Consider the following 18,006-nt stretch of genomic DNA (forward strand, 5'->3'; position numbering starts at 1 on the left):
TCCGCCGCGGCAAGCTGACGTCCCGGCTGCGCCTCTACTTCGCGTTCTCATCCGGCTGATGAATACCGAAAATATTCCCTTCCGTATCCAGATAATATCCCTGCCACGCCATGCCCGGCAGAGCATGCTTTGGCAATGCGACCTTGCCTCCATGATGGAGAATCTTGGCTTCAGTAGCATCGTAATCCGCCACGCCCATCGTACATGCATAGCCGTTAAGTGCCTGGCCCGGCTCTGGAGAAGGACCTCGCCGTTTCATCAAGGCGCCGTTAATTCCAGGTTCGTTCGCATCTCCGGTAACGGCTCCGAAATAAGGCATTCCTGCGTAGCCGCTCCAATCCTCGAAAGTCCAGCCGAATACTTCGCTATAAAACGTCTTGGCGCGTTCCACATCATCCACATGAATTTCAAAATGAATCATCCTGCCCATCAACTCCCGCCCTCTCCTTATTCGATTCCTTCCAACTTTCTTCATGCTTTCCAACCGGAAGCTTCCCTATTCTTCCTTCGCCTGCTTCTTCATCTGATCTTCATCAAATACTCATAAACCGCTCATGAACCGAATGGGAGTTGCTGATATACTGGTGACATACAACTATAACCACGAAAGATTCGACGAAGCGGAGGCATTTATTATGTACAAATCCATTATTATCGGAACCGGCCCGGCCGGATTGACAGCCGCTATTTACTTGGCACGCGCTAACCTGAATCCCCTTGTCATCGAAGGACCGGAGCCTGGCGGACAGCTGACGACCACGACGGAGGTCGAGAACTTCCCGGGCTTCCCGGACGGCATCATGGGTCCTGAGCTGATGGCCAACATGCGCAAGCAGGCAGAGCGTTTCGGCGCCGAATTCAAGACAGGCTGGGTGAACAGCGTCGATCTGTCGCAGCGTCCGTTCAAGCTGAATGTGGAAGGGATGGGCGAGCTGGTCGCCGAGAGCATCATTATCTCCACGGGCGCATCGGCCAAGCTGCTCGGCATCGCCAACGAGAAGGAAAGCATCGGCCGGGGCGTCAGCACCTGCGCGACCTGTGACGGATTTTTCTTCCGCGGCAAAAAAATTCTCGTGGTCGGCGGCGGCGACTCCGCCATGGAGGAAGCGAATTTCCTGACCCGCTTCGCGTCCGAGGTAACGATCGTTAACCGGCGCAACGAGCTGCGCGCCTCCAAAATCATGCAGGACCGCGCGCGGGAGAACGAGAAGATCAAGTGGAATTTGAATAAGACGCCCCTTGAGGTGCTCTCCGGAGACCGGGGCGTAACGGGACTAAAGGTGCGCAACAACGAGACGGGCGCCGAAGAAATCATCGAAACGGACGGCATCTTCGTCGCCATCGGCCACACGCCGAACACCGGCTTCCTGAACGGCCAGATCAAGACGGACGCGGTCGGTTATATTCTCGTTCAGCCGGGCACCGCGCAAACAAACATCGAAGGCGTCTTCGCCTGCGGCGACGTGCAGGACAGCAAATACCGCCAAGCGATCACGGCGGCAGGCAGCGGCTGTATGGCGGCGCTGGAAGCGGAGAAATTCCTCGACGGCCATATGGTGCATGACTGGAGCGTCAGCCTGTAACCGACCGGATACCATAGCAGCCAAAAAAAGAGTGCGGCCTGATTCGGGTCCGCGCTCTTTTTAATCTGGCGCAACAATATTAACGCTTACTTCCGTTACCGTTCAAGCCCTAAGGCCCGCCTATCAAGGCATAAACGGCGTAGCAGGATAGCGGCAGCCTAACGCCCGCCGCCAAGGAAGCCTACTGCCGCATCCGGCTTATCCCTCAGCCAGGTTTGCCGCCGGCTCTTGTCCAGCTCCTGCCGCATGGCACGGATGAGAGCGTGCAGATCCGCATGTCCCTCGGTATGCCACTGCAGCGCGGCGGATACGTACAGCTCGTTCAGCTGGGCGAAAGTAAACGATTCGGTCAGACGCGCCGCCTCAGGCAGCGCCTCCTCCCCGATCAGCCGCGCGAACGGCTTGCGGCGCAAATAAGCGGTCCGCAGCTCCTCGTCCGGCAGCACGATTTCATAGGCGCGGTCGAAGCGCCCGGCCCGGTTCATCAGCGCGGGATCGATTTGCTCGGGATAATTGGTCGTGCCGATGAGAAAGATGCCCTCCTTTGAGGTCGCCCCGTCAAGCGTATTCAGGAAAAACGAGCGCGCATGCAGCGGCATCGAGTCGATATCCTCGGCCACCAGCACCATCGGCGCCATCGCGACCGCAGCGGCAAATACTTCCTGAATCGAAGCGCTGCTCGTATGCTCCGTCAGCTGCCAGTAGGCAACAGGCGCGCGCACGCTGCCCGCAATCGATTTGACGAGCGTCGTCTTTCCATTGCCTGGCTTGCCGTACAGTAAAATTCCCCGTTTGTATGGGACCTCGTACATCCGGTAAAACGACCGGTCCTCGGCGAAGAATTGGTCGATGGCACGAAAAATCTCCGTCTTCAGCTCTTCGCTCATCAAAACATCGTCCCGGTCGACGGTCCGGGTAATCGGCTTGATCTGCCGCTCCATACCGTCTCGGGTATCGGTGAATACCGTCACCTGACGACGGTCCTGCTCCCTTCGCCGGTTTGCCGTGAAGGCGAGGAAGGACTGCACGGCCTGATCGTCCCGGGCAAATACGAAATCCTCGCTGCTCAGTCCGTGATGGCGGAATACCGGCACCCGGGCCAGCGCCACGCCGAGCGCCGGATAGGCAAATACATTGTTGCGCAGCGAGCTGTAAATGCGGCAGCGCCCGTCCCCTTCCTCCCCGCCGGAAGGGTCCGTCTCGGTGGAGAAGGCCCGCGACTCGACAAAGTCGAAGATGCGAGCTACGTACTCCGCGCCTTCATAGCCGCTGCGGATATCCTGCTCTAACAGCTGCCAATAATCCTCGCTCCCGTCATCGCATACGTAAGCGTTGAACTCGTAACCGTACAAGCCGGACAATTCGAACCGTATCCGGTATAAAACATCCTCATAGGCTTCGGCCGCAATAAATAAGGCTTCGGCTATGCGGCTGCCGTTTCCCGTGGACTGACTTATCGGTATCATGGCTATACCCCCTTGATCGTCGCCAGCGGCCGGCATACGGCTACGGGAACTGCCAAGCCCGCCCCTGTGACGCTTTCTATGATTTGATCCACATCCTTATACGCCTGCGGAGACTCGTCGACCAGCGTCTCCAGCGAGCGGTGGTTGACTACGACCTCGTCGTCGGTCCCTACGCGCAGAGCGGCCGCGAAGTCTCGGACCGACACCAGCTTCTTCGTTGCCGTCCGGGATCGGATGCGCCCCGCACCGTGGCAGATCGAGTAATAATTGCTGCGGCCTCCCGGCTGGCCGACCATAATGTATGAGGAAGTCCCCATCGAGCCGGGAATGAGCGCGGGATGTCCGGTTGCCCGATATGGGGCGGGATTGTCCGGATGCCCGGCCGGCAGCGCGCGTGTCGCTCCTTTGCGATGAATAAAATGCGAGACGCCCTCGTGCCGCTCCTCCCATGCATAGTTATGCATCAGGTCGTACAGCGTCCGCATCTCGAACGCCGTTCCCAGCACCTCCCGGCATGCTTCGCGGATCGCATAAGCGATCAGATGCCGATTCGCTACGGCATAGTTCAACGCCGAGTAGAGCAGCTGCACATATGTCCAGGCAGCCGGGTCGTCGAGCGGCGCGTAGACCAGCTTCGGGTCGGCCGTACCGAGACCGAGCCGGCGCATGACCTTCAGCAGCTCAGCCGAAGCGTATTGGCTGACCGCGCCGCCCCAAGCCCGGGAGCCGGAATGGATCATCACGACAACCTGGCCGTCGAATAACCCCCAGCGCTCGGCGATCTCCCGGCTGCGCTCATCGAGCTCAATCGCCTGAAGCTCGGCGAAATGGTTGCCTCCTCCAAGCGTCCCGAGCTGGCGATGCCCGCGATGCCACATCCTGTCGGGGATACGGTCCAGCACGCTTTCATCGAAGCTGTACCGGGCGCCTTCCACATGGGAGAGCGACGTCGCCTTCTTAGGCGTGTAATGGTCGGGCACGTATTTGGGCGGGAGACCGTGCAGCCCCTTGCGCACAATATGCTCCAGCCGGATATCCGAATAACGTCCCCTCGCCTGCTCCCCGGCAGGCAAGCAGCGGTCGATCGCCTTCACCAGCTTGCGGCGCAGCCGGATATCCTTGAGCTCGTCGCGATGGATAGAGGTCAGGTGAAGCCTCATCCCGCAGCCGATATCGCTGCCGACGATCGAAGGAGAAACGAAGCCTCCGTCCGTAGGCCAGACCGCCGTCGTGCCGATGCAGGTGCCCGCGCCGACATGTACGTCGGGGGTATAGCTCATATACGTGATACTCGGAATTTGCAGATTGTTATTGGCCATCGCGAATACCTGGTAGTCCAGCGAGCGGAATAACTCCTCGTTCGCATAGACATGGAGTCTGCCCGCAGGAAGCTCCAGCTCGCGATAATAGGCTCGCTGCGTGTCGGCCGTATGTCCAGCCATTTGCTTAGCCTTTTGATCGGCAGGTTTCATCATTTATTCAACATTCCTCTCTGTAAGTCGGATAACACAAATAAACCGTAAGCTCATCGCCTACGGTCATGAAGAACTAACGGCTGATGCAAGTCGGAGCGGGCGCGCCTGAACGGAAATGGCACGGCTCCTCCTTCCTCCGTGTCCCGGATACCGTCTCTGGGAACGGGTCCATAGGGACAAGCCCTGGCTCTATGTGGTCCGGCAAGGCCGATGCGGCGCGCCCGCGTATAAAGTTGGATGTACGGTAGTCAACGAAACGCCAGTCATGTCGCTCGGCCTCCTTTACATGTCAGAATGTATCATGAGTATAACTTGGCTTGACGGGAAATGCCCGGGAAAAAATTATTTTTACTCAAGCTTGCCGACTCGGGACAACCCAAGCCGCATTGCGTCACGGCCGCGCATAAAGCTCCCGGGTCAGCTCATCCATAACCCGATTGGTGCGGGCAGCCGATTCGCCGGTGCTCGCGCAGCTTCCTGCGCCGAGCAGCTCATCCACCAGTGTCTGAATAAGCGGCTGCTGGATATGAGCGGGAGCCTCGAACGGAAACGACTGAACGCCATCGGCCGTCTCCAGCCGGATCGGCTCGTGACCGAACGTCGAGAATACAAGCTTGCCCGCCGAGCCGACGATTTCATTGCGGTCCTCATGGGCAAAGGCTGAGAAGCACCATGTTCCGCTGCCCTGAACCCCGCTCTCGAATCGGTACGTGCCGGTTACGATGTCCTCGATACCGGGGAATCGCCCCTCCTGGTTGGCGGCCAATCCCTTGGCGTCGGCGATCGGTCCGAGCAGGAAGTCGAGCACGTCCAGCGTGTGGCTGGCCAGGTCGAAGAAAAGACCGCCGCCCGACTGCTCGGGCTTCAGACGCCAAGGCACCTCGCCGTTCTGAACCCGCGGAGAAGTCTGCGTCTGGACGGTCGTGACAAAGCGCACCTCGCCGATGGCTCCGGCCTCCAGCAGCTCCTTGACCTTGAGAAAACGCGGCAGTCCCCGGCGGTAATATGCTACGTAGAGCGGCACACCCGCATCGCGGCAAGCCTCGATCATCCGGTCGCATTCCGCCTGATTCAGCGCCATCGGCTTCTCGACATAGACCGGCTTGCCGGCCTTCGCCGCCGCCAGCGTGTAATCCAGATGCGAGCCGGGCGGCGTCGCTATGTAGACGATATCGACCTCCGGATCGTCGATCAGCGCCTGCGCATCCGTATACCATTTCGCCACCCCGTGGCGGCGCGCATAGTCCTCCGCAAGCTCCCCGTTGCGCCGCATGACGGCGACGAGCTCGGAGCCCTGGGCCTTCTGCAAGCCGGGGCCGCTCTTGACCTCCGTTACATTGCCGCAGCCGATAATGCCGAATCTGATCTTGTCTGCCTTCACCTTATTCATCCTGAATCAGCCCCTTTGCTTCATCGTACGTTGCTTGATTTTTTTACTCTTCTTTGCTCTTTACTTCTCTTTGCTCTCTTGCACCCTTGCTCTTGACCAGACTCCTGCCCTAACCATTGTACCATCATTGCAAAATATATGGTCACGTTTTCACCAACCGAGGATAAACGCCTGCCGGCTTCTTTTAGATGTCCGGCGAAGCTAATACGCCCAAAAATTTACAAAAAAATCACCCACGAATGAGCTGCACCTCCAATCGTTAGATGATGTCTAACGATTGGGATGCGGTTCATAAGAGGCGATTTTTTAGCCATGCCCGTATGGGGGACGTTCCTGCAACTTGATATCATCAAGGGTGCTTGAACGCCTCCTATTCGCAGAGAAATGAAGCGGTGTCGCCCCTTGCGCAGATCGCGGCAACCGCAACCGAAGCATCATGGCTCTTAGGATCATTTCACGATACGGTCCGTGGGAAGAAAACAGCTCAAGCTTGGAACCCCGACTCCCTTGCAACGTTATGCAATCACGGGCCCAAACGGCTTTCGCATATTTAACAAGGGCAGCTCATCCGGCGTTAGGACTGTGCAGGTCATTTCCGCACGGCGCTGCGGTACATCAGCATCAGCAAGTAGGGCGTTCCGAGCAGCGCCACGACAATGCCTGCCGGAATCTCCTTGGGCGCCATGACCGTTTTCCCGATCAGATCGGCCGCCGCGAGCAGCACGGCCCCCGTTATCGCAGACAGCAGGACGGCCCTGCGGTGATGCTGGCCGACCAGCACACGGACCGCATGGGGAGCGAGCAGACCGATGAAGCCGATGGAACCGACGCTGGAAGCGGCCGTTGCGGCCAGGGCTACCCCGATGACCGTAGCGAGCAGCCTCGTGCGCTGCAGCTTCAGCCCTAGACCGAGCGAGGTCTGGTCGCCGAAGGCAAGCAGGTCTATTCTGCGGCCCAGCCACCAGGCGATTGGCCCCAGCACGGCCATAACGACGGCGAGCCGAAACCACTCATCATAACCGCGCGCATAGGTGCTGCCGGCGAGCCAGGCCAGTGCCGGCGCAGCCGCGATGCCCGACTTGATGACCAGAAACTGGATGCCTGCCGTGCCTATCGCCGATACGCCGATCCCTACGAGAATAAGCGAGACGGGCTGCAAGCCTTTGCGCCACGAGAACGCGTACACGCACAAGGCCGCCGCTGCCGCTCCCGCGATAGCGCCTGCAGGAAGCATCGCAGCGGAGGCTTGCGGCCACAGCACCATAACCGCCAGCGCCCCGAAGCCGGCTCCGGAGGTCACCCCGAGCACGGACGGATCGGCGATCGGATTGCGCAGCGCCCCCTGCATCATGGAACCCGCAACAGCCAGCGCAGCGCCGGCAAATGCGGCGACCAGCAGCCGGGGCAGGCGCAAGTCCATTATGATGCTGCGCTCAAACTCTCCGCCGCCGCCGCTGACGACCTGCACGATCTGGACAACGGATAGCTTTAGCGTCCCTGCCATCAGGCCGGCTGTCATAAGAATGACGAGCACAATAAGCATACCGGCTACAAGCACAGGATAAGGAACACGCGTCCCCGTAGCTCCTACGCTCATGGAGGAGCCGCTATCCGCGGAGGCTTGCCCTTTGCGGGCCCGGATAACCAGCCAAATCAGCCACGGGGCTCCGATCGCCGCAGTGACAGCCCCGGCCGGCAGCTCCCCGAGCGAGCTGCGGAACATCCGGGCGACCGTGTCCGCTCCGACCAGAATGACCGCCCCCCACAAGGCGCTGGCCGGCAGCAGCAGCAGATGGCGGCGTATGCCCATCAAGCGCATCAGATGCGGAGCGATCAGGCCGACGAACCCGATCGGCCCGACGACACTGACCGTGACGGCCGCCAGTAGAACGGAAACCGCCAGCCCCGCGAAACGGGCCGCATCGACCCTCTGTCCGAGCGAGCGGGCCGCTTCATCCCCCAGCTCCAGCAAATCGAAGCCGCGGGCATACGCCAACACGAAGGCCAGGCCGGCCGCTATCCACGGCCAGGCATACTGTACGCCGCTCCAATCATTCTGTACGAGCGATCCGGCCCCCCAGGAGAGAAGCTGCGAAGCCTGCTGCTCGAAAAACAGCTGCAGAGCACTCGTGAAGGCGGAGAGCACGAGGCCGACGATCATCCCGGAGACGGCCATCCGCACCGGAGTGCTCGCTTTCCCGCCCGCTATGCCGTAAGTCATGGCCGCAGCGCCGAGCGCCCCTATGAAGCCAAGGAGAAGCGGCGCGTTCGCCTTGAGAGCCGGGAAGAAAACAGCCGCCGCCATAATAACGAAATACGCGCCCGCGTTCAAGCCGAACGTGGACGCCGAAGCCAGAGGATTGCGCGTAATCGTCTGCAGCAGGGCGCCGCACACAGCGAGCGCCGCACCGGCCAGCAGCCCCATGACCGCTCTCGGCAGCCGCACGCCGCGTATCATATGATGAGCCGCATCATTCTGCGGGTCGGTAAGCGCGGCGACGACTTGCGCGAGCGAGATGTCCGCCTCCCCGTAGATCAAGCTTACGAAAAGGAGAGCGGCCAGTACCAGCAGGCCGCCCCCGAATACAAGTGCCGTTCTCCAACCGGCCGACCGGATCGGATGATCCGGGGCCTTGTCCGTCGCTGCGTGAATCATTGGGTCAGGGCGTTCGTAACCAGGTCAGCGATGGACTTGGCCGACAGCGGACCGCCGAAGGTCCATGTATTGCCCGGCAGCTTATGGGTGCGGTTTTCCTTGACAAAGGTGAGCCCTTTCCAAACCTCATTGTCCTTCAGCTGCTTCTCGAAAATATTGTCGTTATCCTGCACGATATAAATAAAGTTGGCGTTCTGCACGGCAGGCAGCGCCTCGACGCTCGCAGTCGAGAAGCCGTTCGCTTCGTACTTCGACGATTTGAACGCATTTTTCAGTCCGATGCGGTTCATGATCTGCACCAGCATCGAATTATCCGTGAACAAGCGCATCACGGCGGCATTTTGCTGCGAGTAGGCTTGCGTGACCACAACCTCCGCGCCTTCCTTGCCTTTCTCTTTAAGCTTGGCCTTCGACTCTGCGAACGACTTCTCGACATCCGCGATCACCTTGTCGGCCTCAGCCTGTTTACCTGTCAGATCGGCTATCGTCTTGAAGGTATTGATCATCGCCTCATACTGGTTGCCCTCTCCCTCCGCCGGATACGGATTGAAGGCGATGGTAGGCGCAATTTTATTCAAAGCTTCGTAGCTGGTCTTGATCCGGAAGTCCGGAGCGACGATCAGATCGGGCTTCAAAGCGGCAATCGCCTCCAGATTCGGCTCCGTTCGCGAGCCTACGTCAACGACCCCGGCATCCAGCTTCGGAGCGATATTGACCCACGTATTGTATCCTTTGATATCGGCAATGCCGGCAGGCTGCACGCCGACGGCCAGCAGATGCTCGACCATAGACCATTCCAACGCGACGACCCGCTTCACCGTTCCCTTGATCTCTGCGGTTCCAAGCGCGTGCTTGATCGTCTTGACGCCGGACGAAGCCTCTTGTCCGGCGCCCGCCGCCGGCTTTTCGGCCTCTTTTGCCGGCTCGCTTTTCGCTCCGCACGCAGTTGCCAGGAGCATAAGCATCAAAGACAAAATAACAATAATCGGCTTGCTGAACGTTCTCACTACATGAATCCCCCTTATCCTGATCAACAATAATATTAAGAAACTATTGCCTATACACAACTGAAAATGATAATCGTTATCATGAAAGATGTCAATAGCTTTCTGCCGCTTCCTCGTCGCTTTCTTCCATATAGAAGTCCGAATAGAAGTCCGATGAACAATGCGCGGCCTGCGGCCGACCGAGGTATCCACCCGCCGCTTCAACTCTTCATCGGCTCTCCGGCTTCTTGCTCCATGGACTTTTAGATCCGATGAAGCTTCCGGTATGCGGAAGGCGTCATGCCTTTCTTTCTGGAGAAAACGCGGCTGAGGTAATAGCCGTTCTCATAGCCGCATTGCGGAGCGATCTGCTCAAGACTCAAGGAGGTTTCCTCCAGCAGACGGCAGGTTCGCTCCAGACGCAGCTGCGTCACATAGTCGATCGGCGTTGTGGCAAATGCGGCCCGGAACCGTCTCGTCAGCTGCACTGGCGTCATATTCAGCCGACCCGCCAGCTCGCGCAGATGCAGCGTCTCGCAGGCATGACGGGCGATGAATTCTCTCGCCCGATCCATCAGCGGATCGCCGGAACGCGGCAGCGAATCGCCGGCCTGTCCGGAGGACTCCGGCATTCTCTCCAGCAGCATCCACAGCCACAGATCGTTTACGGCATGGCTCGCCAACAGCTCGCGATCTGTCGGCGCGCTTACTCCTCTTCCATGCAGCAGCTGGCAGGTCGATGCCAGTCTATGCTTGTCCTGAAACGTCCATCGCCCGGCGATAGCCGGCATATCGGGAGACAGCGGGTCAGTCTCCGGCTCCAGATGAATAAAATGAAACGATACCGGCTCCGCAACCCGGCGGTGGAAGGGTACTTTGGGCGGACAGAGGACGACATCCCCCGCAGACGCCTCCCCCGTATGCTCGCCGATCCGGAAGGCGAAGCTGCCCTCTTCCGGAACAAACATCGTCCAATACTCGTACGTATCATGCTCCAGAGCAAACTGATGCTTCCGATGCCAATACATATGCGATACCAGCCTGACGGGCCGCATCCGACCGCCTCCTTTCTGCATATGAAATAAAGTATAAACGATTTTGAAATTCCATGCATTACATTGCAAAACCAAATCACTTAATATGAAATTATAGATATTACATTAATCCAGAAGAGGTGTTCTCCATGCTTCAGGAAACGATAAAATCCGATATTACCGTCGTCGGCGCAGGGTTGTCCGGCATCAATGCCGCCATCGCGGCAGCCAGGCTGGGCCAGACCGTAACCCTCGTCCATAACCGGCCAGTTCTTGGCGGCAATTCCAGCAGCGAGGTTCGCGTCTGGGTATGCGGAGCGACCGCGCACGGCACTAACCGGTACGCTCGTGAAACCGGTATCATGGGCGAGTTGTTCGTCGAGAACCAATACCGCAACATCGACGGCAACCCGTATTTCTGGGATTTGGTGCTGCTGGAGGCGGTGCGCGCCGAATCCAATATCCGGCTGCTGCTCAATACGGACGTTCACGAAGTTGAGGCGGAGGGCGACGCGGACGACCGCCGCATTCTGTCGGTGACCGGCTGGATGATGGGCTCGGAGCGGCGCATCCGGATGGAGAGCGAGATCTTCCTGGATTGCACCGGGGACGGACTGATCGGCTTCCTCGCAGGAGCCAAATACCGGATCGGCCGGGAAGCGCGCAGCGAGTACAACGAGGACTGGGCGCCTGAAGTGGCGGACGATATCACGCTCGGCAGCACCCTGCTGTTTTATACGAAGGATGCCGGACGTCCGGTCAAGTATCACAAGCCGTCCTTCGCCATCGATATCACCAAAACGAATATTCCGCTTAAGCGCGTGATCAGGAGCGGCGACAACGGCTGCGCCTACTGGTGGATCGAATGGGGCGGCGAGCTCGACATCGTGCATGACAACGAGCGTATCCGCGACGAGCTGTGGGCTGTCATTTACGGCATCTGGGATTATATCAAAAACTCGGGCAATTTCGACTCGCAGAATATGACGCTGGAATGGGTCGGCTCCTTGCCGGGCAAACGGGAATACCGCCGCTTCCTCGGCGATTATGTATTGAATCAGAACGATATTCTCGCACAGCGCCCGTTCGAGGATCGCGTCGCCTTCGGCGGCTGGTCGATCGACCTGCATCCGCCCCAAGGCGTTTATTCGACGGAAAGCGGCTCGAAGCATCTCCATGCGGACGGCATCTACCATATCCCGTTCCGCTCGCTGTATTCGGTCAATGTCGGCAACCTGCTGTTCGCCGGCCGCAATATTAGCGCAACTCATGTCGCCTTCGGGACGACGCGGGTTATGGCTACCTGCGCGGTAGGCGGAGAAGCGGCGGGCACCGGCGCCGCCCTCTGCGTGCAGAAGCAAGTGTCGCCGCGCACGCTGCATGCCGAGCATCTGGATGAGCTGCTGCAAACGCTGCTGCGCCAGGACGCCTCCATCATCGGCATCGCCTCGCATGACCCGCTCGATCTGGCCCGGCAGGCGCGCGTTGCCGCTTCCACCACATTAAGCGCCTTGGCAGTTGCCGGATCGGCGGGAACTTATCCGCTTACCTCGGGGGATGTGGCGCTGATTCTGCCGGTCGATCCGGCGCTGAACGGACTGGAGCTGCTGATCGACGCCGCCCGGGAAACGACGCTGACAGTAGAGGCTTGGGATACCGGACGCGGGGAAAATTATGTCCCGCACGCGCTGCAAGCCTCCGCGTCGGCAACTGTGGCCGCCGGGCAGGAGCAGTGGGTGCGCTTCGATCTCGTCTGGCAGCCGGAGCAAGCCCAGAACGCTTTTATCATCATCCGGGCCAACGAGCATGCGGCTGTCCATTTGGCAAACGGCCTGCAATCCGGCGTGCTGCCCCTCTACCGTCAGAAGGCCCATGCCGCCGCCTCGACGCTGGAGGATCACTCGCCTGAGCAGCTTGTCGTCAAGTGGAGCATGCGGGGCAAGGCGCGTCAGCCGTTCTGCTTCCGGCTTCCGGCGGAAACCGGCACAGCGGCCTATCGTCCGGAGAACGTCATCGACGGCTACAACCGCCCTTACGGCGGACCGCATCTGTGGAGCTCGGAGGAGCTGACCGCCGGCAAGCCGGAGTGGCTGGAGCTGCGATGGAGCGAACCGCAGCAGCTCGGCAGCGTGGAGCTTATTTTCAACGATGATGTGAATGAGGACCTTATCAACCTGCATCATCATCGCACCGACTTCGAAGTCATCCCCGAGCTGGTGAAGGATTACCGGATCGAAGCCGAGGTGGACGGACAGTGGCAGACGCTTGTCGCCGAGCAGGGCAACCGCAAGCGCAAGCGGGTGCATACGCTAAACGGACCAATCTCTTCCGGAGCGCTCCGGCTGGTCGTCGAATCCACTAACGGCGCGCCGCGCGCCGAGGTGGTCGAGATTCGGGTATACGCCTAGAGGTTTCCCCGGCTCGCAGAGCTGCCCGGCAGCGGCATGCGATATGGGCGTGCCATATGGGCGTGCCATAAGCCGGCTCACCACCTACAGCAAAGCCTCCGCCCGTCCACTTACTCCAAGTGGCGTCGGAGGCTTTGTCGTGTGATTGAAATAGAGCCAGTTGAGTCCGGCTAATTGACAGGACGAATTATCCTGTCATCAAGCTGCCCGAATATCCCCTCCGGCGGGTCTATCGCAACCAGCTCAGCCCCTTGGGCGACATAGATTCGGCCCTTGCGGTCCAAGGTCATGTTGCCGACGATCATATCGCTTAGCTCGACGAAAACCAATGTTTCCGGATGGACGACGATCAATTTTCTGCCCAGCGTCGTATACAGAAGACCGTCAGGTCCCCACCGCAAAAAAATAGGACGCCACTTGCTGTACCGGTAAGCGCTGGGTATGATGACCTTGCTTTTGATCAGCTTGCAGGCAGCCGGATTCATCACGAACAAGGTGCCGTCGATAACGCCCCAGAGGTTGCCTTCCGGTCCGATGGACAACTCCCCGATCATGCGAGGCGGCATATCCAGCTCCGGAATGTCGGGCACAAACTCCGCTATTTTGCGGCCCTTGGCCACATCCCAAATAAATAGCTTGGCCGGCCCGTCCGCAGGCTCGGAGCCTAGTCCGCCCCATAACGAGGTTCCGCCGAACAGCAGCCCGTCTTTGTAAGCCAAGCCGATAATGCTGTGATCCTCTACGACATCGGGATAAATCTTCCAGGTTCGAGCAAGCGGATGAAACTCAGCCAGCGCGCCTCCGCGCTGCCCGTAATCGGGAATCGTACCGGCGAACAGCTTGCCGTCCCCCGAGGCCAAAGTGAACGGCCTATCCTGGTTATGGCCGATATCGCCGATCCACTCCGGATTCGCCCCCTTATGCATCCCAAAATCAACCGGGTGAACTGGATCGTACCGGTACATCTTCGCCTTCGTATACGTCCCCATATATACCTGCCCCATACAGAAGCCGATGGCTTCTGTCTGCGGAAACGTTTCGATAAGCTTCACGACGCGATTCTCATCGGGATGATAAATGGCAAGCCCGCGGTGGTAGCCGCCTATATACAGCAGACCGTCCGGCCCCGTCTCCAGACTTTGAATTTCGATGGGCTGCTCTTCGATCGGCAGCCTATAGGAGGCAACCTGTTTGCCTGTCAGCCCGATTAAAGCTACCTCCCCATAGACCGTTACTAATGCCAGCTGCAGACCTTCCGCTTCCCCCCGTTCAGCGCCCACCGACGACGTTTGGGCGGTGTCGGATACGCTTGCCTGCTCGTCTGCCCGCTCACCTGTCCTCCCGTCTACTCGCTCACCTGCCCGCTCGACAGCCCCCTCTGGGTGCAGCCACGTCATCGTCTTCACTCTGCCTTCAGGAAGGGAGTCAATTCCTGTATCTTCGACTCTGCAAGCAGACAGCCTCCACCGCCGAAGCTTGCCGCCTGCTTTAAAATACAAGTAATCCCCGTCAGCATCGGCAGGCTCCGACAGCATGCCATCGCTGACGAAAGCGCCCAGCTTCTCCAGCGTCGGCAGCCGATACACATGAACCTGGGCAAAATCGCAGGAAACAAATAACTGTCCGCCTGCGACCCATAGTCGGTCAACGAACCCCGACCGTCCGCTCACATCTGCAAGCGCAAGCTCCTCGCGTTCGCCCGTCTCCCGGTGAATACGGACAACTCCCTTGCTGCTGCCGATACCTGCATACAGCCACTCTTCGCTTACGGCGAATCCCCGCACATACTGCTGTCCCGGCATGACCGTACCGTAATCGCGAAACTGTCCGGTTTCCTCGTCGTACGCAAACATGCTGCAGCCTGGATACGTTCCGCCGTACACCCTCCCCTCACGATAGCCCAACTGCCATACCCAATCATCGGAAGGGTTATGGCCGACCTTTTCCACCAGCCTGCTTACAGGATCATACCGGAACAACGATCCGTCTCCCGCTGCGCTAAAATAAACCAGCCCTTCATCGGAAACGCATATGGCCCAGCAGCAGTCGGATTCCTCTATCGCATGCCGGAAAAGCAGCTTGCCCGTGTGCAGCTCGAACTCTTGAAATACCGCAGGCGAACCGTTGCTTACAAAAAAGACAGTCGGCTCTCCCCCGTAAGTGCGTATGACTGCCGCCTGCCCGAATCTTGCTGTGACTATGGCTCCCAAATTCCTGCCTGATGTCATAATGCCCCCCTCAGCCTACTTAAGAATGACCATGGCAAGCAAGGCCAAATCGCTTATATCGATAACCCCGTCCCGGTTGACGTCCAGACTTTGCAGTTCTCCTGTCGGTGCTTTGCCGACCATTTTCGCTACAGTGACCATGTCGACAACATCAACCGTGCCGTCTTGATTGACATCCTCAATCCGATACTTCAGAAGCTCATAAAATCGGGCAATCGCAGCCTCCGGATTGAAAATAGCGCGGGTCTGGTCCGCATCGCTTCTTACCAGCTCGGAGTTCTTCAAAAGCGTCAGCTCCGTACGTCCGCTCTTTCCTGCCGGCTCCAGCACGACGCGAGCGAGAAGATCGCCATCCCGGAATTGCCCGCTTCCTGTATGCGTCGCCAGCACGGTCAGCTTGCCCCCATCATCTTTCCATGTAAAAAATCCTTGGCCGGCGGCAAATCCGGACTCAACCGACTTTACGCTAAAGTAGGCCGGATCGTATTGCAACACAGCCTTGGCTCCATAAAGTCGATCCGTCTGCTCCGTTACAATCCGCACTTCAAGCGGCGATTCCAAGCTTCCGGACGGCTGCATATTCAGCTGCAGCTTAGCCGGCGCCCCCGCTCCCGAGCCGGTATCGTCCGGGGCAACGGGAATTTTCATCAGATTCGCGCCATCGGTATAGTAAATGCTTTCGTTGCCGCTCTCATCCTCCGCCAGATTGAAGAAGGCAATTTCCTTGCCGGTAGGGCTGAGCTGCACAAAGTCCATCGTAACCGGGTCCACGACCGTAATGATATCAGCCAAATCCACATAAAGCAGGCCGTCTTTGCTCCAATGCGGGTGATAAGGACGCCAGAAGCCGTAGTTGTTCACACTCGGATATATGTCCTTGTAGCCTGCGATCTGGTACGTATCCGGATTCATTTTGAACACGATGCCATCGACGTTCCCCCATAACAAGCCGTCGGGGCCAAACGTCAAGCCCGTAATCATCGGAGGCTTATCCAGCTCCGGCAGATCGAGGGTGAATTCGGCCAGTTTCTTTTCCTGCGCGACATCCCAGACGAACATTTTTGCTTTCGTTTCGGTTTTTTCAATGCCGAGGCCGCCGTATACATTGGTCGAACCATACAGAATACCGTCGCGATAGGCAAGCCCTGTAATACTTTGATTGTGCACGATATTCGTATATACTTTCTTGACGCCGGTTGCCGGATCGTAGATCGTCAATGCCCCGCCGAGCTTGCCGTAACCCGGAATCGTACCGATAAACAGCTTATTGTCCGCCGCGATCATGACATACGGACGGTCCTGGTCCGAGCCGATTTGAAATACCTGCTCGACCGCAGGAACCGGATCGGATAGTTTGCTTCTATAAATAATGGCTCCAGGATACACGCCGTAATACATATAATCGCCCAGACCAACCATGCCTTCGGATTGCCCCAAGGTGAAATTGACCTTCGTTCCCGTTTTCGGATCATACTGCGCTCCTATGCCGCCGGGATATCCGCTCATATACAGCTTGCCGTCCGGCCCCTGCTCCAGGTTGTGAAGCGGATTCGGCGCTCCCTTCACGACAGCCGGCAGGTCTTTGCGGCGCCCGTCTTTGACATTGATAATGACCAGCTTCCCGTTGCTTGTGGACGTAACGAGCGATTTGCCCGGATACGCAGGGTCGTCTGTAAATTCAATCCATTCCGCCCCGCGCAGGGATGAGCCGAAGCTGATCGACGTCGATTGGGCCTCGAAGGTATTCATGTCCAGTTTCACGAGCTTACGGTTGCCTACGATGTACAATTTTCCGTCCAGAGATGTCAGCTGATTAAAGCCGAATACGCCGATTCCGGTTTCACCGCTGATGACGCTGCCAACTTTTTTGTTCACCCATTGCTGCTTTTCCAGATCGTAGAAGAGCAGCTCGTTTGTCGTATCGTAGGAAAAGCGCACCAGCAATGTTCCATCCACAACTGCCATATCGTAAGCAAATGGAACTTTGTCGGGAGTCACGCCCAGTATACCGGGCACGTCTTGAGAGATGACGGTTTTCTCGCCTGTCATCACATTCAGCTTGACCACTTGGCCTACGGAGCCTATTCCCGCGTAAAGGAAGCCTTTGTAGTAGGCCATGGACCTGACATATTCCTGCCCGGGAACCATCGTCCCGTAATCTCGGAACGTACGCGCCACCGGATCGTACCGGAATACCTTGCCGCTCTGGAACGTGCCGCCATATATGTTGCCTTCCTCATCGACCGTCATCGACCAGAGCGATTTTTCTCCCGGAATCGGTTCTCCGAGCTTCTGCACCGTTTTGGTCGAAGGCGAATAGCTCCATAACTCGCCACGATTGCTGCTTGTTATGCCAGCGATATATACCGTACCGTCCGGAGCGATGGCATGCCGCCAGGATTGCGCTACCCCGGTCAGCTCGAACGAGCGCAGCAGCTTGTTGTCCCGGACATCCACCACATTAAATACGGCATTATTCGAGGATACCGTACTGTAATAGACCTCCCTGCCGTCCTCCTTGCCGAACACTGCATCATTGATCGAAATCGAATAGGTGGGAACTCCCAAATCGACCGGGCTGCCGAAGCTTTTGCCATGCCAGGACTGTGCGGCAGCTTGCGATACAGGCGCGGAAGCAAGCAGCGCTGCAGCCAGCAAGACGCACAAAATGACCGCTAATCCAACCGTTCGTTTCCCGCTTTCCAAATGCCGTTCCAAATAACGTTCCAAATCTACTCCTCCTTCATGGCCGGAAAATAGAGGCCGCCTGACGGCGGCCC

Annotated in this window: 11 protein-coding genes; 2 read left to right on the top strand and 9 right to left on the bottom strand. The window is 58.3% G+C overall.

From position 1 onward, the window contains the following. Window positions 1-34: 34 nt before the first annotated feature. Window positions 35-430, bottom strand: a complete 396-nt coding sequence (locus BLR08_RS18085) for a VOC family protein (protein WP_072335216.1) — start codon at window positions 428-430, stop codon at window positions 35-37. A 205-nt stretch (window positions 431-635) separates the two neighbouring features. On the opposite strand from BLR08_RS18085, the gene trxB reads away from it, so the two are divergent. Beyond that, window positions 636-1,583 (top strand): thioredoxin-disulfide reductase, encoded by a 948-nt coding sequence (gene trxB / locus BLR08_RS18090; protein ID WP_072335214.1) that lies wholly within the window; start codon window positions 636-638, stop codon window positions 1,581-1,583. A gap of 158 nt (window positions 1,584-1,741) precedes the next feature. Here the strand turns inward: trxB and BLR08_RS18095 are convergent, their stop codons facing one another. The 6 genes from BLR08_RS18095 to BLR08_RS18120 all read right to left on the bottom strand — a co-directional run bounded on the left by BLR08_RS18095 (window position 1,742) and on the right by BLR08_RS18120 (window position 10,611). Further along, window positions 1,742-3,049 carry an AAA family ATPase gene (locus BLR08_RS18095; protein ID WP_083537421.1) on the bottom strand — a complete coding sequence of 436 codons (1,308 nt, stop codon included), beginning with the start codon at window positions 3,047-3,049 and terminating at the stop codon, window positions 1,742-1,744. Window positions 3,050-3,051: 2 nt separating this feature from the next. Continuing rightward, a complete protein-coding gene (locus BLR08_RS18100; RefSeq protein WP_072335351.1) occupies window positions 3,052-4,491 on the bottom strand; it encodes an RtcB family protein in 1,440 nt (479 codons plus the stop codon). A 424-nt stretch (window positions 4,492-4,915) separates the two neighbouring features. Continuing rightward, entirely contained in the window at window positions 4,916-5,914 is a 999-nt protein-coding gene (locus tag BLR08_RS18105) for a Gfo/Idh/MocA family protein (protein WP_072335210.1), read from the bottom strand. 589 nt (window positions 5,915-6,503) lie between these two features. After that, window positions 6,504-8,570 carry an iron ABC transporter permease gene (locus BLR08_RS18110; RefSeq protein ID WP_083537420.1) on the bottom strand — a complete coding sequence of 689 codons (2,067 nt, stop codon included), beginning with the start codon at window positions 8,568-8,570 and terminating at the stop codon, window positions 6,504-6,506. After that, complete coding sequence (locus tag BLR08_RS18115) at window positions 8,567-9,577, bottom strand: ABC transporter substrate-binding protein (protein WP_256257751.1); 1,011 nt, start codon at window positions 9,575-9,577, stop codon at window positions 8,567-8,569. The genes BLR08_RS18110 and BLR08_RS18115 overlap by 4 nt, the downstream gene beginning before the upstream one ends. Before the next feature lie 242 nt (window positions 9,578-9,819). After that, on the bottom strand, window positions 9,820-10,611 hold the full coding sequence (locus BLR08_RS18120; RefSeq protein ID WP_072335208.1) for an AraC family transcriptional regulator: 792 nt from the start codon (window positions 10,609-10,611) through the stop codon (window positions 9,820-9,822). Between the two features lie 128 nt (window positions 10,612-10,739). Here BLR08_RS18120 and BLR08_RS18125 point away from each other — a divergent pair, with 128 nt between their 5' ends. Then, complete coding sequence (locus tag BLR08_RS18125) at window positions 10,740-12,998, top strand: FAD-dependent oxidoreductase (RefSeq protein WP_072335205.1); 2,259 nt, start codon at window positions 10,740-10,742, stop codon at window positions 12,996-12,998. Window positions 12,999-13,168: 170 nt separating this feature from the next. On the opposite strand, the gene BLR08_RS18130 is transcribed toward BLR08_RS18125, so the two are convergent. Together BLR08_RS18130 and BLR08_RS18135 are read right to left on the bottom strand one after the other, a co-directional pair. Then, window positions 13,169-15,226, bottom strand: a complete 2,058-nt coding sequence (locus BLR08_RS18130) for a ligand-binding sensor domain-containing protein (RefSeq protein WP_072335202.1) — start codon at window positions 15,224-15,226, stop codon at window positions 13,169-13,171. A 15-nt stretch (window positions 15,227-15,241) separates the two neighbouring features. Then, window positions 15,242-17,956 carry a dockerin type I domain-containing protein gene (locus BLR08_RS18135; RefSeq protein WP_072335199.1) on the bottom strand — a complete coding sequence of 905 codons (2,715 nt, stop codon included), beginning with the start codon at window positions 17,954-17,956 and terminating at the stop codon, window positions 15,242-15,244. Between the last annotated feature and the right edge of the window lie 50 nt (window positions 17,957-18,006).

The sequence above is a fragment of the Paenibacillus sp. cl123 genome (genome assembly GCF_900101595.1).
Classification (GTDB): Bacteria; Bacillota; Bacilli; order Paenibacillales; family NBRC-103111; genus Paenibacillus_G.